This is a genomic window from Streptomyces sp. NPDC104761 (assembly GCF_055583445.1).
Window position 1 is genome coordinate 91,442 of sequence record NZ_JBVJNZ010000019.1, and the last position, 23,679, is coordinate 115,120.

At 72.0% G+C, this 23,679-nt stretch carries 17 protein-coding genes and 2 pseudogenes; 8 read left to right on the forward strand and 11 right to left on the reverse strand.

The genetic code is table 11. The features are described from left to right. Positions 1-181 precede the first annotated feature (181 nt). Positions 182-3,430, forward strand: a complete 3,249-nt coding sequence (locus ACZ63F_RS37345) for a S8 family peptidase (protein WP_469718123.1) — start codon at positions 182-184, stop codon at positions 3,428-3,430. A gap of 85 nt (positions 3,431-3,515) precedes the next feature. On the opposite strand, the gene ACZ63F_RS37350 is transcribed toward ACZ63F_RS37345, so the two are convergent. Next, positions 3,516-4,436 (reverse strand): helix-turn-helix domain-containing protein, encoded by a 921-nt coding sequence (locus ACZ63F_RS37350; RefSeq protein WP_469718042.1) that lies wholly within the window; start codon positions 4,434-4,436, stop codon positions 3,516-3,518. Positions 4,437-4,610: 174 nt separating this feature from the next. Between ACZ63F_RS37350 and ACZ63F_RS37355 the strand changes: the two genes are divergently transcribed. After that, a complete protein-coding gene (locus ACZ63F_RS37355) occupies positions 4,611-5,654 on the forward strand; it encodes an NAD(P)-dependent alcohol dehydrogenase (protein WP_469718044.1) in 1,044 nt (347 codons plus the stop codon). A gap of 1 nt (position 5,655) precedes the next feature. Here ACZ63F_RS37355 and ACZ63F_RS37360 read toward each other — a convergent pair. Further along, positions 5,656-6,523 (reverse strand): annotated as a pseudogene (locus ACZ63F_RS37360) (FecCD family ABC transporter permease); the annotation flags it as partial. Between the two features lie 92 nt (positions 6,524-6,615). Between ACZ63F_RS37360 and ACZ63F_RS37365 the strand changes: the two are divergent. After that, positions 6,616-6,999, forward strand: a complete 384-nt coding sequence (locus tag ACZ63F_RS37365) for a VOC family protein (RefSeq protein WP_469718045.1) — start codon at positions 6,616-6,618, stop codon at positions 6,997-6,999. A 12-nt stretch (positions 7,000-7,011) separates the two neighbouring features. Here ACZ63F_RS37365 and ACZ63F_RS37370 read toward each other — a convergent pair whose 3' ends face one another. Further along, a complete protein-coding gene (locus tag ACZ63F_RS37370; protein ID WP_469718047.1) occupies positions 7,012-8,127 on the reverse strand; it encodes a serine hydrolase domain-containing protein in 1,116 nt (371 codons plus the stop codon). Between the two features lie 77 nt (positions 8,128-8,204). Then, complete coding sequence (locus ACZ63F_RS37375) at positions 8,205-8,963, reverse strand: FadR/GntR family transcriptional regulator (protein ID WP_469718048.1); 759 nt, start codon at positions 8,961-8,963, stop codon at positions 8,205-8,207. 79 nt (positions 8,964-9,042) lie between these two features. On the opposite strand from ACZ63F_RS37375, the gene ACZ63F_RS37380 reads away from it, so the two are divergent. The 4 genes from ACZ63F_RS37380 (at position 9,043) to ACZ63F_RS37395 (ending at position 12,713) form a co-directional block, all read left to right on the forward strand. Next, complete coding sequence (locus ACZ63F_RS37380; RefSeq protein WP_469718050.1) at positions 9,043-9,915, forward strand: carbon-nitrogen hydrolase family protein; 873 nt, start codon at positions 9,043-9,045, stop codon at positions 9,913-9,915. Between the two features lie 33 nt (positions 9,916-9,948). Continuing rightward, the gene (locus ACZ63F_RS37385) at positions 9,949-11,379 is read left to right on the forward strand and encodes an APC family permease (RefSeq protein ID WP_469718051.1); all 1,431 of its coding nucleotides are present in this window, start codon (positions 9,949-9,951) and stop codon (positions 11,377-11,379) included. An 80-nt stretch (positions 11,380-11,459) separates the two neighbouring features. After that, positions 11,460-11,972: a peptide-methionine (S)-S-oxide reductase MsrA gene (gene msrA, locus ACZ63F_RS37390; RefSeq protein WP_469718053.1), complete on the forward strand. Its 513-nt coding sequence runs from the start codon at positions 11,460-11,462 to the stop codon at positions 11,970-11,972. A 234-nt stretch (positions 11,973-12,206) separates the two neighbouring features. Beyond that, positions 12,207-12,713: a Dps family protein gene (locus ACZ63F_RS37395; protein WP_469718055.1), complete on the forward strand. Its 507-nt coding sequence runs from the start codon at positions 12,207-12,209 to the stop codon at positions 12,711-12,713. Between the two features lie 74 nt (positions 12,714-12,787). Here the strand turns inward: ACZ63F_RS37395 and ACZ63F_RS37400 are convergent, their stop codons facing one another. The 7 genes and pseudogenes from ACZ63F_RS37400 to ACZ63F_RS37430 all read right to left on the reverse strand — a co-directional run bounded on the left by ACZ63F_RS37400 (position 12,788) and on the right by ACZ63F_RS37430 (position 21,663). Beyond that, entirely contained in the window at positions 12,788-13,768 is a 981-nt protein-coding gene (locus ACZ63F_RS37400; RefSeq protein ID WP_469718056.1) for a threonine ammonia-lyase, read from the reverse strand. 72 nt (positions 13,769-13,840) lie between these two features. Then, on the reverse strand, positions 13,841-14,365 hold the full coding sequence (locus ACZ63F_RS37405; protein WP_469718057.1) for a hypothetical protein: 525 nt from the start codon (positions 14,363-14,365) through the stop codon (positions 13,841-13,843). 158 nt (positions 14,366-14,523) lie between these two features. Continuing rightward, complete coding sequence (locus ACZ63F_RS37410) at positions 14,524-15,078, reverse strand: hypothetical protein (RefSeq protein WP_469718059.1); 555 nt, start codon at positions 15,076-15,078, stop codon at positions 14,524-14,526. 620 nt (positions 15,079-15,698) lie between these two features. Continuing rightward, complete coding sequence (locus ACZ63F_RS37415) at positions 15,699-18,134, reverse strand: SpoIIE family protein phosphatase (protein ID WP_469718060.1); 2,436 nt, start codon at positions 18,132-18,134, stop codon at positions 15,699-15,701. A 109-nt stretch (positions 18,135-18,243) separates the two neighbouring features. After that, positions 18,244-18,883, reverse strand: a pseudogene (locus ACZ63F_RS37420) (aminoglycoside phosphotransferase family protein). A gap of 58 nt (positions 18,884-18,941) precedes the next feature. Then, on the reverse strand, positions 18,942-20,225 hold the full coding sequence (locus tag ACZ63F_RS37425) for an ATP-binding protein (protein ID WP_469718061.1): 1,284 nt from the start codon (positions 20,223-20,225) through the stop codon (positions 18,942-18,944). Positions 20,226-20,445: 220 nt separating this feature from the next. Next, complete coding sequence (locus tag ACZ63F_RS37430; protein ID WP_469718062.1) at positions 20,446-21,663, reverse strand: GNAT family N-acetyltransferase; 1,218 nt, start codon at positions 21,661-21,663, stop codon at positions 20,446-20,448. Positions 21,664-22,015: 352 nt separating this feature from the next. On the opposite strand from ACZ63F_RS37430, the gene ACZ63F_RS37435 reads away from it, so the two are divergent. Continuing rightward, positions 22,016-23,536, forward strand: coding sequence for a lysyl oxidase family protein (locus ACZ63F_RS37435; protein ID WP_469718063.1), 1,521 nt, complete (start codon positions 22,016-22,018; stop codon positions 23,534-23,536). Positions 23,537-23,679 lie beyond the last annotated feature (143 nt).

Genomic DNA, 23,679 nt, shown 5'->3' on the forward strand with positions numbered 1-23,679 from the left:
CACCCCCCGGCATACTCCGTGTTCCGGGGGGTTGACGTATGTGCGTACGGGACTGCCCCCGGCCGGGTGAACGGGGAATTCGCCCGGTACACCGTCTCCTGGGGGAGTCTTGCGCAGACAAGTGAAAAGAGCCGCCGTGGCCACCGTGGCCACGGCAGCGGCCGTCGCGCTCGCCGCGGGCATGACCAGCCCGGCGTCGGCGAAGCCGGAATCGCGTGCCGCCTCGGCCGCGGCCGCCTCTTCGCTCACCGCCAAGCACCACGTCACCCTGATCACCGGCGACCGGGTCGCCCTCGACGCCAAGGGCCGGGTCGTCGGCCTGGAGCGGGCGAAGGGGCGGCAGCACATACCCTTCCGGATCAGCAAGGCCGGCGGGCACACCCTCGTCGTCCCCGGTGACGCCGCCCAGCTGGTGGCCTCCGGCAAGCTGGACCAACGGCTCTTCGACGTCACCGAGTTGAACAGCGCCGCGACCCGCAGGGCGCAGCGGAACGGTCTCAAGGTCATCGTCGGCTACAGCGGTGCCGCCACCGCCACCCGGGTCGACGTCCGGGACGCGGGCACCCTGCGGCACAGCCTGAAGGCGCTGAACGCGGACGCCGTGCAGACCCCGGCCAAGGAAACGCCCGAGCTGTGGGACGCGGTCACCAACGGCGACAAGGCCGCCGCCGGCATCGCGCACGTCTGGCTCGACGGCGTCCGCAAGGCCAGCCTGGACAAGTCCGTGCCGCAGATCGGCGCGCCCACGGCATGGAAGGCCGGTTACAACGGCAAGGGCGTCAAGATCGCCGTCCTGGACACCGGCGTCGACACGAGCCACCCGGACCTCAAGGACCAGGTGATCGAGTCCAAGAACTTCAGCGCGGCCGCCGACGCCCTGGACCACTTCGGGCACGGCACGCACGTCGCGTCCATCGCGGCCGGCACCGGTGCCAAGTCGCACGGCAAGTACACGGGTGTCGCGCCCGGCGCGAAGATCCTCAACGGCAAGGTCCTGGACGACACCGGCTCCGGTGACGACTCCGGCATCCTCGCCGGCATGGAGTGGGCGGCGGCCGAGGGCGCCGACATCGTCAACCTCAGCCTCGGCGGTTTCGACACCCCGGAGATCGACCCGCTGGAAGCCGAGGTGAACAAGCTCTCCGAGCAGAAGGGCATCCTGTTCGCGATCGCCGCGGGCAACGAGGGCCCCGAGTCGATCGGTTCGCCGGGCAGCGCCGCCGACGCGCTCACCGTCGGCGCCGTCGACGGCAAGGACAAGCTGGCCGACTTCTCCTCCACCGGCCCCGCCGCCGACGGGTCCATCAAGCCGGACGTCACCGCGCCCGGCGTCGACATCACCGCGGCCGCGGCCAAGGGCAGCGTCATCGACCAGGAGGTCGGCGAGAACCCGCCCGGCTACCTGACCATCTCCGGTACCTCGATGGCGACCCCGCACGTCGCGGGCGCCGCCGCCATCCTCAAGCAGGAGCACCCCGACTGGGGCTTCCAGGAGCTGAAGGCGGCCCTGACCGGCTCCGCGAAGGGCGGCAACTACATGCCGTTCCAGCAGGGTTCGGGCCGGATCGCCGTCGACAAGGCCATCAAGCAGACCGTGCTCGCCGACCCGGTGTCGGTGAACTTCGGTGTGCAGCAGTGGCCGCACACCGACGACACCCCGGTCACCAAGCAGCTGACGTACCGCAACACCGGCACGTCCGACGTCACCCTCACGCTGACGTCGTCCGCCACCGACCCCAAGGGCGCGGCGGCCCCGGCCGGCTTCTTCAAGCTCGACGCGACCCGGGTCACCGTCCCGGCGGGCGGCACGGCCTCCGTCGGCCTCACCGTCGACACCAAGCTGGGCGGCACCCTCGACGGCGCCTACTCGGCGTACGTCACGGCGACCGGCGGCGGCCAGGCCATCCGCACGGCGGCCGCGGTCCAGCGCGAGGTGCAGTCGTACAACGTCACCGTCAAGCACATCGGGCGCGACGGCAACCCGACCGGTGTCTACAGCACCGACCTCGTCAGCTACTCCGGCCTCGGCAACGGCCGTGACTACGCCGTGCCGGTCTCCGGCACCGGGACCGCCACGTTCCGGGTGCCGAAGGGCACGTACCTGCTGGACGCCCTGATCGCCAAGGACTTCACCACCTTCGACGGCGGTGTCGACTGGCTGGTCGACCCGAAGCTGAGCGTCACCAAGGACCTCACGCTCACCGTCGACGCCCGCACCGCGAAGGGCGCCGACATCACCGTGCCGGACACCGGGGCCAAGCCGCACACGGCGACGATCGACTACATGTACGACCCGGCGGGCGTCGGATTCGGGATCGGCTTCGACAGCTTCGCCGACATCCGCGTCGCGCCGCTGGGCGGCGAGGTCGCGAACGGTCTGACCCAGACCTGGAGCGGCCAGTTCACCAAGGGCGGCAACGAGGAGTACGACGTCGCCACCAGCGCGCAGGTCAGGAAGCTGCAGGGCGGCAAGGTCCGGCACTTCCGGACGAGCGAACTGGCCACGGTGCGCAACGCCGTCGGCGCCTCCACCCCGGGCAAGACCGGCGCGGTCAGCCCGTGGGGCGTCGTCGGCGAGGACTTCGTCTCCGGCGACGCGGTGGAGCAGCGGCTCCCCGGCACCCGCACCTTCCACGTCTCCACCGTGGACGGCGCCCAGTGGGCCTTCGAGGCGATGCAGTACTCCGGTCACGACGCCCAGGGCCTGCCGATCGCCGACGCCTACTACGCGATGGACGACCCGAAGACGTACAAGGCCGGCAAGACCTACCGGAACACCTTCAACACGGCGGTCTTCGGGCCGGAGCTGAGCAGCGGGGACGGCCTGTTCCGGGACGGCAACCAGATCTTCGGCAGCATCCCGCTCTTCGCCGACGGCGGCCGGCACGCCGGAGCCTCCGTCTTCCTGTCCGTGAAAACCACCCTCTACCGCAACGGCACCAAGGTCGGCTCCAACAAGGACCCGCTCTTCGGCGACGGCGTCTTCACGGTGCCGTCGGGTGACGCCGCGTACAAGCTGACCACCTCGGTCGTCCGCTCGGCCGGGGTCGCCGCCGCCTCCACCCGGATCGACGCGAGCTGGACCTTCCGCTCGAAGAAGCCGGGCAGCGGCACCGCACTGGCCCAGCTGCCGGCCTCCACCGTCCGCTTCGGTGCCGTGACCGGTCTGGACAGCCGCGTCGCGGCGGGCAGGAAGAACACCTTCCCGGTCACCGTCGAGGGCGCGGCCGCCGGCCGCAACCTCAAGTCCCTCACGGTGTACGTCTCCTACGACCACGGCCGGAACTGGCGGAAGGTGACGGTCAGCCACGGCAGGATCACCGTGAAGAACCCGGCCAGGGGCAAGGCCGTCTCGCTCCGCGCCACGATCGCCGACAAGAAGGGCAACACGTCGTCGGTCTCGATCTACGACGCGTACTACGGCAAGTGAGCCGTGGCCGCTGAGTAGCACCAGCGAGCGGCCCGTCGGAAGCGCGGCTTCCGGCGGGCCGTTCTCCATGCCGTGGCGGCCGCCGTCAGGGTGCCGGGGCGACCCGGGTGGCGTCCGTGCCCCAACTGGCCAGCAGCCGCAGCGCCTCGGCCGACGGCGAGCCCGGTTCCGCGTGGTACGTGACCAGGGCCTGGTCCTGGTCGCCGGACATGCGGAACGACTCGTAGTTCAGGGACAGCTCACCCACCAGCGGATGGTGCATCCGCTTCACGCCGTACGACTTCTCCTTGACGTCGTGGGTCGCCCACAGCCGGCGGAACTCCTCGCTCTTGACGGAGAGCTCGCCCACCAGCGCGGAGAGCCGGGGGTCGTCCGGGTAGCAGCCCGCGTCCATCCGCAGCTGGCAGACGATGTCGATCGCCTTCTGCTCCCACTCGGCGAACAGCTCTCGGTAGTCGGGCCGCAGGAACGTCAGCCGGGCCCAGTTGCGCTCCGCCACCGGCAGCTCCGCCCAGTCACCGAAGAGCGCCGCCGCCATCCGGTTCCACGCCAGGATCTCCGAGCGCCGCCCCACGATGTACGCCGGCACGTTCTCCATCGACTCCAGCAGCTGTCCGAGCGAGGCCCGCACCTGCTGCGGCCGCGCCGGCGCCTTCTTCTTGTGCTGCTTGCCCTTGGCGAGGTGGGTGAGATGCGCGTGTTCGGCGTCGGTCAGCCGCAGCGCACGGGCGATCGAGTCCAGCACCTCCGCCGACACGTTCCGCCCGTTGCCCTGTTCCAGGCGTGTGTAGTACGCGACGGACACCCCGGCCAGCTGCGCCAGCTCCTCGCGCCGCAGCCCCGGCACCCTGCGGTGCCGCCCGAAGTCCGGCAGCCCCACGTCGGAGGGGCGCAGCCGGGCCCGCCGCGTGCGCAGGAACTCGCTGAGCTCGGCACGCCGGTCCAGGGACGGGGAGGCGGAGGCGGAGGCGGGGGCTGGGGTGGCGGGCAGGGACTGGTCTTCCATACATCCAGTATTCACGGTCGTACGCCCCCGAACCTGACCCCGCCAGTGGTACACACGGCAGACGTACGCAGAGGCGGGGGCTGGGTGACGGACGTAGCGTGGAGGAACCTGGAAACGTGCCCGGGACGGAAGAAGGCGACCGGGTGCGAAGCCACCTCTAGGAGAACCCCCCTCATGACCACTGTTGCTGCTTACGCCGCGCCCGCCGCCAAGGCACCGCTGGAGCGGACCACGATCGAGCGGCGCGCGGTCGGCGAACACGACGTCCTCATCGACATCCGGTTCGCCGGTATCTGCCACTCCGACATCCACCAGGCCCGCGAGGGCTGGGGTACGGCGATCTTCCCGATGGTGCCCGGTCACGAGATCGCGGGCGTCGTCTCCGAGGTCGGCCCGGGTGTCACCAAGTACGCGGTGGGGGACCGGGTGGGCGTCGGCTGCATGGTCGACTCCTGCCGTGAGTGCGACAACTGCAAGGCCGGTCTCCAGCAGTACTGCACCGGCGGCGGCCCGACCTGGACGTACAACGCCGTCGGCAAGGACGGGCAGCCCACCTACGGCGGCTACTCGCAGAAGGTCGTCGTCGACGAGAACTACGTCGTCCGCATCCCCGACGGCCTCTCCCTCGACGTGGCGGCCCCCCTCCTGTGCGCCGGCATCACCACGTACTCCCCGCTCAAGCACTGGAACGCCGGTCCCGGCAAGAAGGTCGCGGTCGTCGGCCTCGGCGGCCTGGGCCACATGGGCGTGAAGATCGCCGCCGCCCTGGGCGCGGAGGTCACCGTCCTGTCCCAGTCCCTCCGCAAGAAGGACGACGGCCTGCAGCTGGGCGCGACGCACTACTACGCGACCAGCGACCCGAAGACCTTCGAGAACCTCAAGGGCACCTTCGACATCATCCTCAACACGGTGTCGGCCCCGCTGGACTTCGGTGCCTATCTGTCGCTGCTGAAGACCGACGGTGCCATGGTGAACGTCGGCATCCCCGAGGAGCCGGTGCACATCCTGCTCTCCTCCGTCTTCGGCAACCGCCGCAGCCTCAGCAGCTCCGGCATCGGCGGTATCCCGGAGACCCAGGAGATGCTCGACTTCTGCGCCGAGCACCACCTGGGTGCCGAGATCGAGCTCATCGGCGCCGACCAGATCAACGAGGCGTACGACCGGGTCGTCAACAGCGACGTCCGCTACCGCTTCGTGATCGACACGGCGACGATCTGAGTCACCGCCGCTGCCTGCGGCCGAGGAGCCAGAGCAGATAGGGGCCGCCGACCAGGGAGGTCAGCGCACCCACCGGGATCTCCAGCGGAGGGACCAGGGTGCGGGCCACCAGGTCGGCGGCCACCAGCACGACCGCACCCGTCAGCGCCGAGCAGACCAGCGGCAGCTGGGGGGTGCGGGTGAGCCGCCTCGCCGGCTGCGGCGCGGTCAGCGCGACGAACCCGACGGGCCCCGCGGCACCGGTCGCGGCGGCGGCGAGCACGACGCCGAGGGCGGTGAGACCGAGCCGGGCCCGGTCGACGCGGAGGCCGAGCGCGGCGGCGGTGTCGGGGCCGAGCCCGAGTGGCCGCGCCGCCCGGCTCGCCCACAACCAGCCCCGGCAGGGCGAGTACGACGACCACGGCGAGCGGCCCGGCCTGCTCCCAGCCCCGCCCGTTCAGACTGCCGGTCAGCCACAGTTCGACCTGCTCGGCCGCGCCCAGCTCGCTGTCGGTGAGATACAGCTGGACGACGCCGGACAGGGCGACGCCGATACCGACGCCGGTGAGCACGAAACGGCTGGGCTGCATGCCGTGGCGCCAGGCGAGCACGTGGACGAGGGCGGCGGCGGTCAGCCCGCCGCCGACGGCGACGACGGGCATCGCACCGGGCGCGGCGACGGCGCCCGTCGCCGGCGCGAGCACGGTCGCGGCGGCGGCGCCGTGCCCGACGCCGATGACGTCCGGACCGGCGAGCGGATTCCGGGTCACGGTCTGCACGAGGGCCCCGGCGAGGCCGAGGGAGGCGCCGACGAGACCGCCGAGCACGATCCGGGGGACGCGCAGCTCGTTGACGACGAGGTCGTAGGGGGTGTGTTCGCCGCGGAGCGTACGCACGCACGACTGACTCTTCCGATCGGCGACTAAGGTGAGGCTTACCTTAGCTGGCGCCGGGGGTACGTTGGACGGGAGGAGGTCCCACGATGACCGTGAACCTGAACCACACCATCGTCGCCGCACACGACAAGCACGCCTCGGCGAGGTTCCTCGCCGACATCCTGGGTCTCGAAGCCGGCCCGGACTACGGCCCGTTCGCCCCGGTCGCCCTGCCCAACGGCGTCACCCTCGACTACATGGACACCCCCGGGAACATCCCGCCGCAGCACTACGCCTTCCTGGTCTCCGAGGACGACTTCGACGAGATCTTCACCCGGGTCCAGGAGGCCGGTCTCGACTACTGGGCCGACCCGTCCCACAGCCGTCCCGGCGAGGTCAACACCAACGACGGCGGCCGCGGCACCTACTTCGACGACCCCAACGGCCATCGCCTGGAGATCCTCACCCGCCCCTACGGCAGCGGCGGCTGACCCCGGTGCCGGTCAGGCCCGCAGCCCCTTGATGCCGTCCTGGGCGGCCATGACCAGCTCGATGCCCCGGGTGTCGGCGGCGGGCTCGCGCATCTGGTTCGTCACGTACGCGATCGCCGTCCGCTCGTCGGGATCGACCCAGACCAGCGCGCCGCCCCAGCCGCCCCAGCCGAGGGCGCTGCCGAAGAGGCCGTAGCCGAGGCCGTACCGGGCCGGCATGCCGAGGACGCGGTCCTCGCCCTCGAACTGCAGCTCACGGGCCCGCTCGCACCCCTCGGGGGACAGCACCCGCACCCCGCCGACGGTTCCGCCGCAGGCGAGCACCGACTGGACGAGGGCCACCGAGCGGGCGTTGCCGTAGCCGCTCGCCGCGGGGATCTGCGCGCGGCGCCAGGCGAGGCTGTTGCCGTCGCGGACGCGGACGGCGGTGGCGGTGGTGGGTGCGGCAGGGGGCGCGTCGCGGCCCGGCGCACTGGCCGTGTAGTCCTCGTCCTTGCCCGGCGGCGGCACGGTGAGCGCCACCCGGTGGTCGTGCTCGGGTCCGAGGCCGAGGTGGAAGTCCGCGCCGAGCGGCCCGGCCACCTCCGCGGCGAAGAACTCGCCCACGCTCCGCCCGGTGATCCGGCGCAGCACCTCGCCCACGAGGAACCCCTGGGTGAGCGAGTGGTACCCGGCCGCGGTTCCCGGCTCCCACTGCGGGGCCTGCCCGGCGAGCCGGGTCGTGGCGGTCGTCCAGTCGTACAGCTCCTCGACCGGCCCCTCCCAGTCGGGCAGCCCCGCGGTGTGCGCCAGCAGATGCCTCACCAGCACGTGCCTTTTGCCGGCCGCCGCGAACTCCGGCCAGTAGCGGGCGACCGGTGCGTCCGGGTCCAGCTTCCCCCGGTCGACCAGGACGAGCGCACACAGCGAGGTCATCGTCTTGGTCACGGAGAACACGTTGACGATCGTGTCCCGCTCCCACGCCCGGGTCCGCCCGGCGTCGGCGAACCCGGCCCACACGTCCACCACCGGCTGCCCGTCCACGAAGACGGCCACGGCACCGCCCACGTCACCGTCGTCGACGAACCCGGCGAGTGCGGAGGGCACGGCGGAGAACAGCTCGTCGTACGAGCCCTGGATGTCGGCCATGCCTGCCATTGAGCCCGCGGGGGCGCGGTTCGGCAACCGAATATCGGTACCCCCGGCCGGCACGTCCACCGAAGTGCTCAGCCCATCAGACCCACGAACATCGTCCGGTGCAGGGTCTCCACATGGCGGCGGGCGATGTCGGCCGCGTCGGCGGCGTCACCCGCGCGGAGCGCCGCCACCAGGGCCCGGTGCTCGTCGTTGGAGTCGCGCAGCGCGGCGAGGGGGTAGGGGAGGTAGTACGCGTAGAGCCGGCGCAGCACGGTCCCGTAGGTGCCGACGCTCGCGTCGAGGCCGGTGGCGCGGGCCACGGCGAGGTGGAACCGCTCGTCGCAGGAGTGGAACTCCGCCCAGCTCTCCGCCCGGTCCATGGCCGCGACCAGCGTGTCGAGCTCGCCGAGGGCCGCGCCGGTCACGCCGCGGGCGGCGAGATGGGCGATCCCGCACTCCAGGACGGTCCGCTCGTCGATCAGGCGGTGCACCTCGGCGCTCTGCCCGTGGTACGCCTCGGCCGCGCCGACGACCCCCCTGGCCGGCCGCTCGGCGACCAGCGTGCCGCCGTTGCGGCCGCGCCTGCGCTCCAGGACGCCGTCCGCGCACAGGGAGCCGAGCGCGCGGCGCACGGTGATCTCCCCGACGCCGAGCGCCTCGGCTATGGCGTCGGTCGGAGGCAGCCGCTCGCCGGGGGAGAGCAGTCCGAGGTCGACCGCCATGGCGATCCGGGCGCGCACCGTCTCCAGCGCGGTGAGCCGGCGGATCCCGTTCAGCTTGGGCGAGTTGAGGGCGAGGACGGGCCCCTCGGGGTGCGCGGGCGCGGTGCCGTCGGGGGTGCCGGTCATGCCTTCAATGTAGCGGCCAGTAAAACTGCTCATAATGAGACCATTGTATAAGGGCTCATATTGAGTTAATTTCCTGGCCATGTCCCGACCCCTCCCCGTCGCCCTGGTCCAGGCCCCTCCCCGCCCGGCCACCGACCCGCTGTCCGGCTTCGCCGAAGACGTCGGGGACGTACTGGCGCGCTTCCCGCAGACCCGCCTCGTCGTCCACCCCGAGCTGCACCTGTGCGGCACCGAAGGCCCGGCCGCCGAGTCGGAGGCCCGCCTGGCGGCCGCCGCGGAGCCGCTCGACGGCCCCCGGGTGCGCCGGCTCGCCGAGCTCGCGGGCGACCTGGGCGTCTGGCTGTTCCCGGGCACCGTGGCCGAGCGCGGCCCGGCCGGTGAGCTCTTCAACACCGCCCTCGCCTTCTCCCCCGAGGGACGGCTCGCCGCCCACTACCGCAAGCTCTTCCCGTGGCGGCCCTTCGAGCCGTACACCCCCGGCGACCGCTTCGTCGTCCTGGACCTCCCGGACACCGGCCGCGTCGGCTTCGCCATCTGCTACGACGCCTGGTTCCCCGAGGTGGCCAGGCACCTGGCCTGGATGGGCGCCGAGGTCATCGTCAACCCGGTCATGACCACCTCGGCCGACCGCGCCCAGGAACTCGTCCTCGCCCGGGCCAACGCCATCGTCAACCAGGTGTACGTGGTCAGCGTCAACACCGCGGGCCCCGTCGGCACCGGGCGCAGCCTGGTCGTCGACCCGGAGGGACGCGTCCGCGTCGAGGCCGCCGACGCCGCGCCCACCGTGCTGACCGACGTCCTCGACCTGGACGACGTCACCCGCGTACGGACCTACGGCACCGCGGGCCTCAACCGCATGTGGAACCAGTTCACCGAGGCCGACGCCCCCATCGACCTCCCGCTCTACGACGGCCGGCTGGACCCCCGCCGCTGGCGGCCGGCCGGCGACTGACCCGCTCCGTCCCCTCCTCGCGCAAGGAACGCCATGTCCGCACCCTCCGCCCCGCCCACCCTCTCCCGCAGCCTGACCCTCAGATCCGTCGTGCTCTTCGGGCTCGCCTACATGACCCCGATCATCGTGCTCGGCACCTTCGGCGTCGTCGCCGACAGCACCCACGGCGCCGTGCCGACCGCCTACCTGCTCGCCCTGGTCGCCATGCTCTTCACCGCGCACAGCTACGGGAAGATGGCCGCGACCCACCCCGTCGCCGGGTCCGCCTACACCTACGTACGGCGCTCCATAGACTCCCGGGTCGGCTTCCTCGTCGGCTGGGCCACCCTGCTGGACTACTTCTTCCTGCCCATGGTCATCTGGCTCATCGGCGGGGCCTATCTCCAGGCGGAGTACCCCTCGGTGCCGTTCTGGGTGTGGATCATCGCGTTCATCGTCGTCACCACCGCGCTCAACATCCGGGGCATCAAGGCCGCGGAGCGCGTCAACGACCTGCTGATGGTCTTCCAGGTCCTGGTCGTCGCGATCTTCGCCCTGCTCTGCCTGCACCACGTCTTCCAGCACCAGGGAGCGGCCGGACTCGTCAGCGCCACCCCGTTCGCGAACCACGCGACCGACCTCGCGGGCATCTCAGCGGGCGCCGCCGTCGCCGCGTACTCCTTCCTCGGCTTCGACGCGGTCACCACGCTGACCGAGGAGACCGTCGAGCCGCAGCGCACCATCCCCCGCGCCATCCTGCTGACCGCGCTGATCGGCGGCGGCATCTTCGTCGTCGTCGCCTACACCACACAGCTGGCCCACCCCGGGTACGCGTTCACCGACTCCAGCTCGGCCGCGTTCGAGATCGCCAGGGCGGTCGGCGGCGACCTGTTCTCCTCCGTGTTCCTGGCCGGCCTGATCGTCGCCCAGTTCGCCTCCGGGATCGCGGCCCAGGCCAGCACGTCACGGCTGCTCTACGCGATGGGCCGCGACTCCGTGCTGCCCAGGAAGGTCTTCGGCAGCATCCACCCCAAGTACCACACCCCCGCCTTCAACATCCTCCTCGCCGGTGCCGTCGGCCTGATCGCGCTGCACCTGAACGTCGCCACCTCCACCTCCTTCATCAACTTCGGCGCCTTCACCGCCTTCACCTTCGTCAACCTCTCCGTCATCGCCACCTACGTCCGGGAGCGCCGCGCGGGCCGCCGCCCCGCCGTGTGGTCGTACGTCGCGCTCCCGGCGGTCGGCGCCGTCGTCGACGTGTGGCTGCTGTGCCACCTCGACAGCAAGGCCCGGACCCTCGGTCTGATCTGGCTGGCCCTCGGCGTCTGCTACCTCGCCTGGCTCACCCGGGGCTTCCGCAAGGCCCCGCCCGAGATGACCTTCGACGAGGACCCGGGCCCGGCCCCCGCCCCCGCGTCGGCGTCGGCGTCGGCGACGGACCGGGTGGCGGGCACGGAATCGCCGGCAACCCGCACGCGTTGAGGGGGGTGGACATCGGAGGCCGCCGGTGTGCAAGCCGAGGAGCCCGGATGACCGGGCCGACGAGAACTGGAGGGGTCACGATGACTGTGCAGACGCAGCGGGCCGTGCTGGCGGGCGGATGCTTCTGGGGGATGCAGGACCTGATCCGCAAGCAGCCGGGAGTGACCGCCACCCGGGTCGGCTACACCGGGGGTGACGTGCCGAACGCGACGTACCGCAACCACGGCACGCACGCGGAGGCCATCGAGATCCTCTTCGACCCCGAGAAGACCGACTACCGCGCCCTCCTGGAGTTCTTCTTCCAGATCCACGACCCGAGCACCAGGAACCGCCAGGGCAACGACATCGGCCTCAGCTACCGCTCGGCGATCTACTACGTCGACGACGAGCAGAAGCGGATCGCCGAGGACACGATCGCGGACGTGGACGCCTCCGGGCTGTGGCCGGGCAAGGTCGTCACCGAGGTGGAACCGGTCGGCCCCTTCTGGGAGGCCGAGCCCGAGCACCAGGACTACCTGGAGCGCTACCCGAACGGCTACACCTGCCACTTCCCGCGCCCCGGCTGGAAACTGCCCGTCCGCGCGGAGGGCTGACGACGGACGGCCCGGCACCCGGCGGAAGCCCTCGCACGAGGCTTCGCCGGTGCCGGGCCGTGTCATGACGCGGATGGACTCCCCGGATGGCGACGACGGGCACCGTTCATCAGTCTGAATCCGACTGGTCGCAGGACCTCCTGGTCGTGGGACCTCGGCGATCCCCGTCGAGTCCTCGCCGATCGTCATCGGATCCACAGACAGCGCGGATCCTCCCGTCGAAGGAGCAAAGGCATGCCCCCCAGCAGCTCGAACGGCGCTTCCCGCCGCCGCAAGGAAGACGCGCCGCAGTTCACGGCCTCGGCGCAGCTCGCCGGAAGCCTGCAGGAGATCGTGGTCGATCTGGTCGAGCTGCATCTGCAGGGCAAGCAGGCCCACTGGAACGTGGTCGGGCACAACTTCCGCGACCTGCACCTGCAGCTGGACGAGGTCGTCGACGACGCGCGGGAGGCGGCGGACACGATCGCCGAGCGGATGCGGGCCCTGGGCTCCTGCCCGGACGGGCGCTCCGACACCGTCGCGGCGACCACCACCCTCCCGCAGTTTCCGCCGGACGAGCAGAACGTGAGTGCCGTGGTCGACCTGATCACCGCGCGGCTGCGTGCCGTCGTCGACACGGTGCGGCGGGTCCACGACCAGGTGGACGGCGAGGACCCGGCCACCGCCGACCTGCTGCACGGGATCATCGAATCCCTGGAGAAGCACGCGTGGATGGTCGGCGCGGAGAACCGCTCCGTCTGACCGACGACCTGCGACCCACTCGCCCGGCTGGTCCCCAGGCTCGTCGGACTCCCGCAGAGGGGCCGGACCGGTCGTCAGGACCCGTGGACGGCGGCGGCACCGACCCAGCGGTGGTAGGCGTCCACGTCGACGTTGCTGCCGCACACGACGGTGACCACGTGCCGGCCGGCGAAGCGGTCGCGGTCTTCGAGGACCGCCGCGATGCCGAGCGCGGCCGACGGTTCCACGACGAGCCCGGCGTGATGGAGGAGCATCCGCATACCGGCCGTGATCGACTCCTCCCGGACCAGGACGGCGTCGTCGGCGACCAGGAGAAGGTCGTCCAGGACGGCCGGGACGGGACACCGGCCGGCGACGCCGTCGGCGATGGTGTCGGCCGAGTCGGTGACGACGACCCGCCGCTCGTGCCACGAGCGTGTCATCGCCGGTGCGCCCAGCGGCTGGACACAGATCACCTCGACACCGGGCGCCAGGGCCTTCACCACATGCCCCACACCGGTGGCCAGCGCCCCACCGCCGAGAGCGATCAGGACGGCGTCGAACGACGGCGCGGTACCGACCAGTTCGAGGCCGATGGTCGCCGCGCCCTCGCAGGTCTCGATGTCCAGACTGTCCTCGACCAGCCGGATGCCGTCGCGGCGCGCGATGGCCGCCGCCCGCTCACGGGCCGCTTCGTGATCGCCGTCCACCAGCTCCAGCCGAGCACCCAGCGCGCGGATGCGATCCAGCTTGGCCACGGTCGCGAAGCGCGACGCCACGACGGTCACGTCGAGTCCCCGGACCCGGCCGGACCAGGCGAGCGCCTGGCCGAGGTTGCCCGCGCTCGCACACACCACGGCCGCTGCCCCGCCCTCGGCGAGCCGGCTCGCGACCACCTCGGTGCCGCGGGCCTTGAAGCTGCGGACCGGGTTCGCCGTTTCGAGCTTGATGCTCACCCTGCATCCCAGGACGGGTTCCAGCGCCTCGCAGCGGTACAGCGGAGTGTCCAGGAAGACCGGGTCGATCACCCGGCGAGCCGCCCGGATCCGAGCCGTGTCGAGACGCGTCCCCCGCATGACACGGCAGCGTAGCGCCGCTGGCGGGGTGCTGGGGAGGTGGAGCCCCGGCCGAGGCGGAGGGCCGTGGTCTCACATGCCACGGCAGGCCGTGGCCTTGAACCGCGCCAGGGGGACGACGGCTGTGAACTCGTCGCCGTCGTCCGAGACGTCGTCGTACAGGACTTCTCCCGGCGCGAGCCGGTCCCGGTCGGCCCGGGTGAAGGAGACGTCCGTCGTTGACCAGGAGTTGTCCTTGGTACCGCCGTAAAGGGTGTAGGTGGTCCCGGCGGTGAGCGGGGTGAGCGCCCGGGTCGTGGTCCACCCGGCGGCGGAAGACTCGAGGGGCCAGATGACGAGACCGGCCTTGTGCGGGCGGGCGGACGTCCACGAACCGACCGTCACCGTCTTGTCGGCGTCGTCGCTCTCCACGTAGAGGGTCGCGCCGTCGATGTGATGCCCGCAGATCATCATGACGCCGAGCAGATGCCCGTCGACGGTCACGGAGACACCGGCGACGGCGTCGACGGGAACCGTGCACCCGGACGTCGCGGCCAGGGCGACGCCGGCCACGACGGCACCGACGAAGCGCCGGAACACCGGCCTCGAAGCGGCCAACCGCACAACTCCCCCCGCCCGGAGGGCTCCCAGGCCCCCCTGCCCCGGATGCTAGGGGCGAGCGCCGTCGGGTGGGCGGTGTCGCCGCCCACCCGATGCACGCCTGTTGCCGCCCCGTAGCCGCGACGGCGGGCCCGGTCGGCAGGCGCACAGGTTGCTCAGGCGCTCAGCCGCTTCCGGTCACCCATCACCACGACCGGGTGGCGACGGGGATCGAGGGTGCGCAGCAGGGTCTTCATGCCGGACTCGGGAACGGTGACACAGGCGGACGTGCCGTCGCCGTGGTCCAGGTGCAGCCATATCCCGCCACCCTTCTCCACTCCGTCGGGTCGGCTCCAGTCGAACGGCGGGACGCCCTTGAGCCGGTTGTAGTCGATGGCGATGACGTAGTCGAAGTCGTGGACGTGCTCGTCGCCGTCCTCGATCATGGAGGCGAAGGCGTTGTCGTCGTACCAGTAGCGCAGGCGGCTGCCCGGATCACCGAGCGACCCTCCCGCATCCGTCAGGGAGAACACGCCGACGGGACTGCGCTCGTCGTCCATGCGATGGTCGGTCGTCCAGCCCAGCCTGCCGTTGTGCGCGGGCCAACTGCCCTCGCGTTTCCAGGCGGCGCCCTGTTTCTCGTAGAGCACGACGGTGCCCTCGGCGGAGTCCGCGTCGTCGCCGTAGACGACCACGGCCTGGCGGGCGTCCGCCGGTACGCGCCTGCCCATGCGGCTTCCGACGCCCGGAAGGCGCGGGCCCACCTCCGTGCCGGGGGAGCCGGACGCGGCCGGGTTGTTGACACCCGGGGCACCGACGTGGCTCCTGTACCCGTCGGCTCCGGCGCACGCCGAGCCGCCGGCCAGCAGCACACCGCAGGCGAGGGCCGCGGGTATGGCATGACGCGCCCCGCCGCGCCGCGCCGGAGGAGAACAGGGCCGTATCCCAGAAGTTGTCCGCATGACCAGGATCCTGTGGCGGTCCGCCCGGGCACGCACCCCGAAGACGCCATCCGGCCTAGGGCCTGTCTGACAATTCCCGCCTGCCTCGCGACGCCATGCACGCACTCTCGCCGCACCGGGCCCTGACCCAAGTACGTCCAGTACGTGGGCCAGGGCCCGGCACACCGAGAGCACGCACCTGACGCCGCGAGGCCGCCCTCCGGGCGACGACGGGAATTGTCAGACAGGCCCTAGCGGGGCCGGGCGCACCCGCGCGCCGGAACTCCCGCGGCGGCAGCCGGCCCACGCCGAGCTCGACCGCCCGAGTCTCGCACCCACGTACGGTGCTGCCACTGCCCGGGCAGCGGGGGTGGCGGTGTCCGGCTGAAGGCGTGCGGCCTGGCCGTGCGTCACGTGGGTGGCAGGGGCTGTTCCGTCCAGACGGTCTTGCCGTCGTGGGTGTAGCGCGTGCCCCACCGCTCGGTGAGCTGCGCGACCAGGAAGAGCCCGCGGCCGCCCTCGTCCGTGCTGAGGGCCCGCCTGAGGTGCGGCGAGGTGTGACTGGTGTCGGACACCTCGCAGATCAGGCAGTGCGTGCGGATGAGGCGCAGGGTGGCGGGGCCGGTCGCGTACCGGTAGGCGTTGGTGACGAGCTCGCTGGCGACCAGTTCGGTGGTGAACGCCAGCTCGGGCAGCCCCCATTCGGTCAGTTTCGCCGCGATCAGCTCCCTGGCCCGGGCGGCTGCGGTCGCCTCCAGCGGCAGCTGCCACGAGGCGACGTTCTGCGGCCGCAGCACCCGGGTGCGCGCGATGAGCAGCGCGATGTCGTCGATGGGCCGGTGGTCCTTGGGCAACAGCGCCTCGACCACGGCGTGGCAGGTCTGCTCCAGGGGTTCGGTGACGTAGCCGAGACACGTGTGCAGGTCCTTCAGCGCGGCGTCGACGTTGCCGTTGCGCGCCTCCAGCAGACCGTTGGTGTACAGCGTGAGCAGGCTGCCCGCCGGGAGGTCGAGTTCGTGCGTCTCGAACGGCAGGCCGCCCAGGCCCAGCGGCGGCCCCGCGGGCAGTTCGAGCACGGTCACCTCGCCGTCCGGGGAGGACACCAGCGGCGCCGGGTGGCCGGCGCGCGCCAGGGAGCAGCGCTGGGAGACCGGGTCGTAGACGGCGTACAGGCAGGTGGCCCCGACGACCTGCTCGACCGCCGAGTGGTTGCCCTCGGCGTTCGCCTCCAGCTCGGCGGCGAGCAGGCTGACCAGATCGTCAAGGCGCGCGATCACCTCGTCCGGTTCCAGGTCGAGGCTGGCCAGGGTGCGCGCGGAGGCCCGCAGCCGGCCCATCGATGCCGCGGCGTGGATCCCGTGGCCGACCACGTCCCCCACGACGAGGGCCACCCGGGCCCCCGACAACGGGATCACGTCGAACCAGTCGCCCCCGATCCCCGGCTCCCCACTCGCGGGCAGGTACCGGCAGGCCACCTCCACGGCCGGCAGGTCGGATGCCACGCTGGGCAGCAGACTGCGCTGCAGAGTCAGCGCGGCGCTCTGCTGCTGGGTGAAGCGGCGCGCGTTGTCGATGCACACGGCGGCACGCGAGGACAGCTCCTGGGCCACCGCGGCGTCGTCGTCCTCGAAGGGCTCCGCATGGCGCGACCGCCACAGGCTCACCACGCCCAGGACGAGACCGCGCGCGACCAGGGGCACCGCGATCAGCGAATGGACGCCGAGACCGGAGGCGATCTCGATCCGCCGCCGGTCCATGGCGTACCACTCGGGACGCAGCGACAGCAGCCCTTCCAGGATCGGGCGGCGCTCGGCCAGGCACCGCGCCTGCGGGGAGTCCGGAAGCAGCGGGACCACCTCGCCCTCCTGGTACGGCACCCGCGGTTCCGGCGGCGCGAGGGCGGCGCGGAGCAGCGGACCTGCCGTATCCGCAACGGGTTCGTCGCCGAGTGTCACCGATGTGAGGAGGTCCACCGAACAGTGGTCGGCCAGGCCGCGGACGGCCACCTGGGCCAGTTCCCGAGCGGTCTGTGTCACGTCCAGCGAGGTACCGATCAGGCTGCTCGCCTCGTTCAGCAGCGCGAGCCTGCGTTGCGCCCGGTGGCGGTCGGTGACGTCCTGGATCGTCTCCGCCACGCCGAGGACCCGGCCCGCGGAATCCTCCATCCGGAAGGCCGAGACGGACACGAACCGTTCCCGGCCGGGGTCGTGGCGTGCCCGGGCGGACTGCTCCAAGAAGATCAACGGCTCGCCGGTCTCCAGGACGTGCCGTACCCGGTCGTCGGTCGGACCCGCGTCCTCGGCGACCATGAACTCCCGGGGGTGACGGCCCACCGGTGCCTCGGCCGGGACGCCGCTCGCCTTCTCGACGGCGCGGTTGACCCGGATCACCGTCCTGTCCGGGCCGTAGGTGACCAGACCGATCGGGGAGCGGCGGTACAGGCCGTCCAGCAGCGCACGGTCCCGTTGCCAGGCGATGACCTCCGCGGCCGGAGCGCCGACCAGGAGCCACTCCTGACCGCCCCCTTCCCGGGTGATCACCCGGGCCCGGAAGCCCATCTGCACACGGTGTCCGTCGCGGTGCCGGACGGGCAGCACACCGAACCAGCCCCCCGCCTTTACGGCGTCCACGACGACGGACCGCACGACGTGCAGGTCCTCGTCGTCCACCAGGACGTCCTGCCACGCCCGGCCGAGCACCTTGCCGGCCGGGTAGCCCAGCAACTCCTGCGCACGTGCGCTCCAGCCGACCACGGTGCCTCGAGCGTCGAGCACGGCCGAGGCACCGCGCCCGAGCGCGAACGGGTCCTCGGGACTCTCGCTGAAGTGCGTCGAGGGCATCCCCATGGCCATCACCTTGCCTCCGTGCCTTCGATGGTCCTCCCCGTGCCCTCCGTCCGCGACTCTCCGCTCGACGCGCCGGAAACCGTAGGCGGCGGTCGGTGCCCGCGCGGCCTCACATCCGGGAGCTCGGCACGTCGACCTCACAGCCGGCGCGAAGGGGTCGAAGCCGGGCCCGGTCGGCCGGCGGACCATCGGCAGGCTGCGTAACGACCACCACGCGTGGATCACGTCGGCGCCGGCGCCGGCGCCGTAGCCGGCGAGGACGTCGCGAGGTGCTCCTCGTGGCCGGGCGTGAAGGTGGCGAGGTCGTGCAGCGCGTCGCCCCGGCCCGCCTCGGACCGGTCGATGATGCCCGTGACCTCGTCGCCGTGGACGAAGACGCGCGCGATCCGCAGGTCGCTGCGTGTGAAGCCGCAGGCCACGGCCGCAGCGCGGCCGTGGCGCGGCCGTGGCGACCTGGCGGTTGCGGGTGACCAGGTCGGCGCGGGCAGGTTGCCGTTGCGCACGAGCGCCTCGCACGCGTCGTCGAGTTCCGCCGCCGGCGCGACGACTCCGGCCGTCCCGGCCCGGCCCGCCCGGGCCGGCAGCGGCGGCTCGTGCGGTTTCCGGATGGCGGCACCCGCCGCGGGCCCACGCCGCCGGCGAGCCGGTCGACGGCCGCCCAGGCCCCCGAGCGTCGTCCCGGGCCGTGCGGCGAGCGCGAGCACGGGCCGCTCGCGCCACAGGACCTCCGGGGTCGGGGCCGGCGCCATCGGGAAAGTCCACGGACGTCGCCGGGTTGTCCGCGTGCGGTCACGCGGCTGACCGTGCTCAGAGCCGGCTGTACTTGTCGATGTCCTCGGTGAACTCCTCGATCGTGTGCGGGGTGAGAGTCGGCCGGGTGTCACCGATGGCGGCCATGTAGTCCTCGGTGGTGGCCGCTCGCCCCTGGCGGTGCGTGACCTCGTACTCGAACGCCGCCTGTGCACCCTTGCGGGCGGCGAACTCGATGTCGGCGGGAGTGAACAGCTCGCTGGCCTCGACCAGTTGGCCGAGATCCACCGAGTCGCCCGTGGACCTGAGATAGCGGCCCCAGATCGCCGCGCGGGCGGTGGGGTCCGGCGGGCCGATGGGGATGACGTAGTCGAAGCGGCCCGGCCGCAGGAACGCCGCGTCGAGGGAGCGCACCGAGTTGGTGGCGCAGGCCAGGAGCCGCGCGTCGTGCTCACGGAAGACGGGGATGAGCTTGAGCAGTTCGTTGGTCACTCCGTGCCCGGGGTCGACCGCCTTCCCCGAGCGTACGCCGGCGATCTCCTCGACCTCGTCGATGAAGAGCAGCACGGAGTCCAGTTCCGCCAGGTCCGCGAAGGCCTCCCGCAGCGCCACGGCCAGCCCCTCGCTCGTGTCGGCCGCGAGCCGGGAGGGGAAGAGCTCGACGAACGGCCAGCCGAGCCGCGAGGCCACCGCCTTGGCGAAACTGGTCTTTCCGGTGCCCGGCGGACCGAACAGGATGATCGACTTGGGTGGTACGACGCCGTAGCGGTCCGCCAGCGCCGGTTCGGTCAGCGGCAGCACGACACGACGTTCGACGATCTGCTTCTCCCGGTCCATGCCGGCCATGGCGTCCCAGAGACCCTCGGGCAGCATGCGACCGCCCAGCGCGGCCAGGACGTCGGCGTTGGCGGTGCCGGGCGGCTCGAGCTTCTCGTAGTAGGTCAGGTCGGCGCGGGACCGGTAGCCGGAGTTCTCCAGAGCCTTCGTCCCGGCGGCGCCGGCCGGCAGCAGGGCACTGACGTGGCGCACCCCCAGTGCCCGCAGACGCCGTTCCAGCTCGGTGAGGAGCGCGCTGCCGATCCCGCGTTCCCGCCATCGTGCGGCGAGTGCCACCAGCAGGATCCATCCCCGCTTGTCGTGGGCCTGCGCCACGGCCATGCCCACCAACTGGTCACCGACCACGGCGACCACCGCCGTCTGGCCGGCCTTGGCCGCGGCCATCACCTCGGAGACCGGAAACACCCGGTGCTCGTCGGCCTGCCGGCTCTGGTCCCAGATCTGGATGGCCTGGTCGAGATCGTCGTCGTGATAGTCACGCAGATGCCAAGCGGGCATCGCCATCACCTCACCCGGCGCGGAACTCCCATTTTCCCCCACGGTGTGACGTGCGGCGAGCCCGATCGTCGGGACCCCGATCGTCCGGACGACGAACCGGCGGCCGTGGTCGCCGGGCGGCATCCGCCTGCCGGGCGGCCACGGGCCGACGGGACTCGCGCGGGGTAGGGGAGCACGTGTCGGGGGGCGCGGGGCCGGGGGGGGCGCGGGGCCGGGGAGCGCGCGGTCAGAACCAGTGCAGGCAGTGCGGCGGGCGGTCGGCGCGGAAGAGGGCGTCGGCGAGGGCGGCCGCGTCCGGGTGGTGGGCCCGGACGTGTCCGGCGCGTACGAGCGTGCTCGGGGCGGTGCCGCCGAGGTAGAGGGAGCCCAGGTCGCGCACGTCCAGGGAGAGGTCGGGCTGCCGGTCCGTGGGGACGCAGCCGGCCTTGCCGTCCCGGACGGTCAGCAGGTGGCGGCCGTGTTCGCCGAGGAAAGGGTCGTCGACGTCGAGGACGAGCTCGCCGTCCGTGAACCAGCCGCGCGCGGTCAGGGCACGTGGGACGTCCAGCAGCCGTACCCAGAGCCAGTCGGTGTCGCCGCTCACCTCGCCTGCCCGGAAGTCGGCGAACTGCCAGCGCAGCGGGTGGCCGGGCGGAACGTGCTTGAACACGACCTGTGAGACGAGGTCGTGCCCGAGGACGAACCGGGCCAGGGCCGTGAAGACGGCGTCGTCGTCGGCGATGATCTCATCGACCGTCAGGGTGCCGGACTCGATCGAGTAGCTGGCGTACCCGTCCGGGACGCCGTCGGTGCCCCGGTGGACGGCGAGGTAACGCGGCGCCGGTGAGATCGGGGGCTGCCCCGCGCGCAACGCCCACCAGCGGTGCGGCCGGGACAGTGCGCCGGGCTGGGCGCGGCGGTACCGGTCGTACACCTCTTCCAGGATCGCGCCGCACTCGGCACGACGCAGTACCTCGACCGAGCCGCTGTCAGCCCCGCCGCCCGACCCGTGCGCCCGGGGAACGGCGAGGGCGCCCCGGTGGCGCGGCACCGTCAGCCGGCCCGTGTACGTCGCCGGTCCGTAGCCGAACCTGCCGTAGATCGGCGCCTCGGAGGCCAGCAGCACGGAAAGGAACTCCCCGCCGGCCCGCAGGTCGGCGAGCTGTCGCCGCATCATCGCGCTGAGCACGCCCCGGCGCCGGTGTGAGGGCAGGACGCCTACGGCGGTCACCCCGGCGGCCGGGACGAGGGTCCCACCGGGCAGGGTGAGTTCGAAGGCGTGCGTGGCGGCGGTGCCGACAGGCCGCCCGTCCGCCGTCACGGCGAGCAGGCAGCGGTCCGTTTCCAGCGCCGACCACCAGAGCCCGCCGCCGTCGACCGGAGGTTCCGGGAAGAGCCCGAACGCGGCGTGCACCGTGTCGACGAAGACGTCGAGATCCTCGTCGGTCGTGGAACGGATCTCCATCGTTGCCGCTGCCTCCTCGGGATACCGGCACCACGACTCATGGTGTCCGGCCACAGTGCAGCGCCGACGCGCGGCCCGGGCAAGCGAATTACGGCCAAGCCCGCGGCCGAAGACGGCACGGCCGGGTCCGAGTCCGGCGCAGGCGCCCGGTCCCGGCTCGACGGCACGCGCAAGGGCCGGGCGCCGGACGGCGTCGCGGCGACGGCGGCAACGGGCCGACATTCAGGGCGACTTCGCCCTGCCAGGCAACCAGCGTCGGCTTCTTACCCTTTTCACAGATGGCACACAAGCACCTCCTTCCGTGACTCAAGACGTGCACGACTCGTCCCGACCAGACGCAGAAAGAGCACCCATGACCAGACACCACCCCACCGCTTTACGGCGTTCGGCGGTCATCGCCGCTGCCGCACTCACCGTCGGCGCCGCCGCGACCCTCGCCGCGCCCGGTGCGGGAGCGGCGACACCGGCGGGCACGCCGAAGCTCGAACTGATAGCCGCCACCCCCTCGGTGACCGTCGACCGATGGGAGGGCGAGCCGGGGGTCTACCTGGACCTCGGCACCTACATCACGGTCGACGGGGGACCGTTCGAGGTTCGGGTGACCCGCAAGTCCTACAACGACCCCGTCGTCGCGTCGCAGGTGATCCACTCCGGCGGCCGGACGATCACCAAGACCCTGCCGAAGGGCCTGGTGAACGACTTCTCGGGCCTGCCGGGCTTCCTCAAGGTCAGCATCAGCGACGCGTCGGGCGCGAAGAAGGTCGACACCACGCAGTCGTTCTGCCCGAACAACCGGGCGGGCCGGATCCGGCCGGACGCCCCGGCCACCTCGAAGTACCCCGACGGCTGCTCCGACAACCCGTTCGCGCTCGGTGGTGTGTGGGGTGTCGAGAAGGGCTGGGCGGCCGCCACGTCCCAGGGCTTCCGTGGGGACAACCCGATCGACCTGCCGGCCGGCGACTACACCGCGAAGGTGTCGGTGGCGAAGAAGTACCGCGACCTGTTCGGGATACCGGACAAGACGCAGACCATCAAGGTGACGGTCCGTCAGCAATCCTCCGGAAGCGCCCAGGGTCTGGCCGGCGCAAAGCGCGGGCAGAAGGGCGCGTCGAAGAGCCTGAAGGCACCCGCCGGGCGCCCGGTCGGCAAGGCGGCCGTCGCCGCCGACATGCCCAAGCCCGACCTGCGTGCCCTCCCCGCGTACGGCATCGCGATCACCGACGGGGGCGAGGGCGGAGAGGGTGCCGTCGCCGGCAAGGACTACCTCGCCTTCAGCGCCACCGTCTGGAACGGTGGCCCCTCGCCGCTGGTCGTGGACGGGTTCCGCAAGCCCGGCGCGGAGAAGATGGACGCGTACCAGTACTTCTACGACGCCAAGGGCAAGCAGGTCGGGTACACGCCCACCGGCACCATGGAGTGGGACCCGCGGGAGGGCCACCAGCACTGGCACTTCAGCGACTTCGCCAGCTACCGGCTGCTCGGTGCGGACAAGAAGGAGATCGTCCGCAGTGGCAAGGAGGCGTTCTGCCTGGCCAACACCGACGCCATCGACTACACGGTGAAGAACGCCAACTGGCACCCGTTCAACACCGACCTGGCCACCGCCTGCGGTGAGGAAACCGCCGTCTCGGTGCGCGAGGTCCTCGACGTCGGCAACGGCGACACCTACAGCCAGTTCCGCCCCGGTCAGTCCTTCGACGTCACGGACCTGCCGAACGGCACCTACTACATCCAGGTCGTCGCCAACCCCGACAACCGGCTCAAGGAGCAGAGCACGGCCAACAACGTCACCTACCGCAAGGTCGTCCTCGGCGGCACGCCGGGCGCCCGCACGGTGACCGTGCCGAAGTACGGCCTCATCGACGCTCCCTGATCACCCGGCGGCGGGCGGGGGCAGACACCTCCGCCCGCTCACCGCCAGCCCGCCGGACGCCGGCCCGCTGCTCCTGCGACTGTGGCCCGCCACCGCGAGTCCACAGAGACAGATCGCTGCTCGTCGCTACGGCCAGGGTCTGC

What these genes read in the sequence shown, in the direction of transcription:
- ACZ63F_RS37345 (WP_469718123.1), top strand. Translation starts at nt 182, where the DNA reads ATGACCAGCCCGGCGTCGGCGAAGCCGGAATCGCGTGCCGCCTCGGCC.
- ACZ63F_RS37350 (WP_469718042.1), bottom strand. Translation starts at nt 4,436, where the DNA reads ATGGAAGACCAGTCCCTGCCCGCCACCCCAGCCCCCGCCTCCGCCTCC.
- ACZ63F_RS37355 (WP_469718044.1), top strand. Translation starts at nt 4,611, where the DNA reads ATGACCACTGTTGCTGCTTACGCCGCGCCCGCCGCCAAGGCACCGCTG.
- ACZ63F_RS37365 (WP_469718045.1), top strand. Translation starts at nt 6,616, where the DNA reads ATGACCGTGAACCTGAACCACACCATCGTCGCCGCACACGACAAGCAC.
- ACZ63F_RS37370 (WP_469718047.1), bottom strand. Translation starts at nt 8,127, where the DNA reads ATGGCCGACATCCAGGGCTCGTACGACGAGCTGTTCTCCGCCGTGCCC.
- ACZ63F_RS37375 (WP_469718048.1), bottom strand. Translation starts at nt 8,963, where the DNA reads ATGACCGGCACCCCCGACGGCACCGCGCCCGCGCACCCCGAGGGGCCC.
- ACZ63F_RS37380 (WP_469718050.1), top strand. Translation starts at nt 9,043, where the DNA reads ATGTCCCGACCCCTCCCCGTCGCCCTGGTCCAGGCCCCTCCCCGCCCG.
- ACZ63F_RS37385 (WP_469718051.1), top strand. Translation starts at nt 9,949, where the DNA reads ATGTCCGCACCCTCCGCCCCGCCCACCCTCTCCCGCAGCCTGACCCTC.
- msrA (WP_469718053.1), top strand. Translation starts at nt 11,460, where the DNA reads ATGACTGTGCAGACGCAGCGGGCCGTGCTGGCGGGCGGATGCTTCTGG.
- ACZ63F_RS37395 (WP_469718055.1), top strand. Translation starts at nt 12,207, where the DNA reads ATGCCCCCCAGCAGCTCGAACGGCGCTTCCCGCCGCCGCAAGGAAGAC.
- ACZ63F_RS37400 (WP_469718056.1), bottom strand. Translation starts at nt 13,768, where the DNA reads ATGCGGGGGACGCGTCTCGACACGGCTCGGATCCGGGCGGCTCGCCGG.
- ACZ63F_RS37410 (WP_469718059.1), bottom strand. Translation starts at nt 15,078, where the DNA reads ATGGGCAGGCGCGTACCGGCGGACGCCCGCCAGGCCGTGGTCGTCTAC.
- ACZ63F_RS37415 (WP_469718060.1), bottom strand. Translation starts at nt 18,134, where the DNA reads ATGGGGATGCCCTCGACGCACTTCAGCGAGAGTCCCGAGGACCCGTTC.
- ACZ63F_RS37425 (WP_469718061.1), bottom strand. Translation starts at nt 20,225, where the DNA reads ATGGCGATGCCCGCTTGGCATCTGCGTGACTATCACGACGACGATCTC.
- ACZ63F_RS37430 (WP_469718062.1), bottom strand. Translation starts at nt 21,663, where the DNA reads ATGGAGATCCGTTCCACGACCGACGAGGATCTCGACGTCTTCGTCGAC.
- ACZ63F_RS37435 (WP_469718063.1), top strand. Translation starts at nt 22,016, where the DNA reads ATGACCAGACACCACCCCACCGCTTTACGGCGTTCGGCGGTCATCGCC.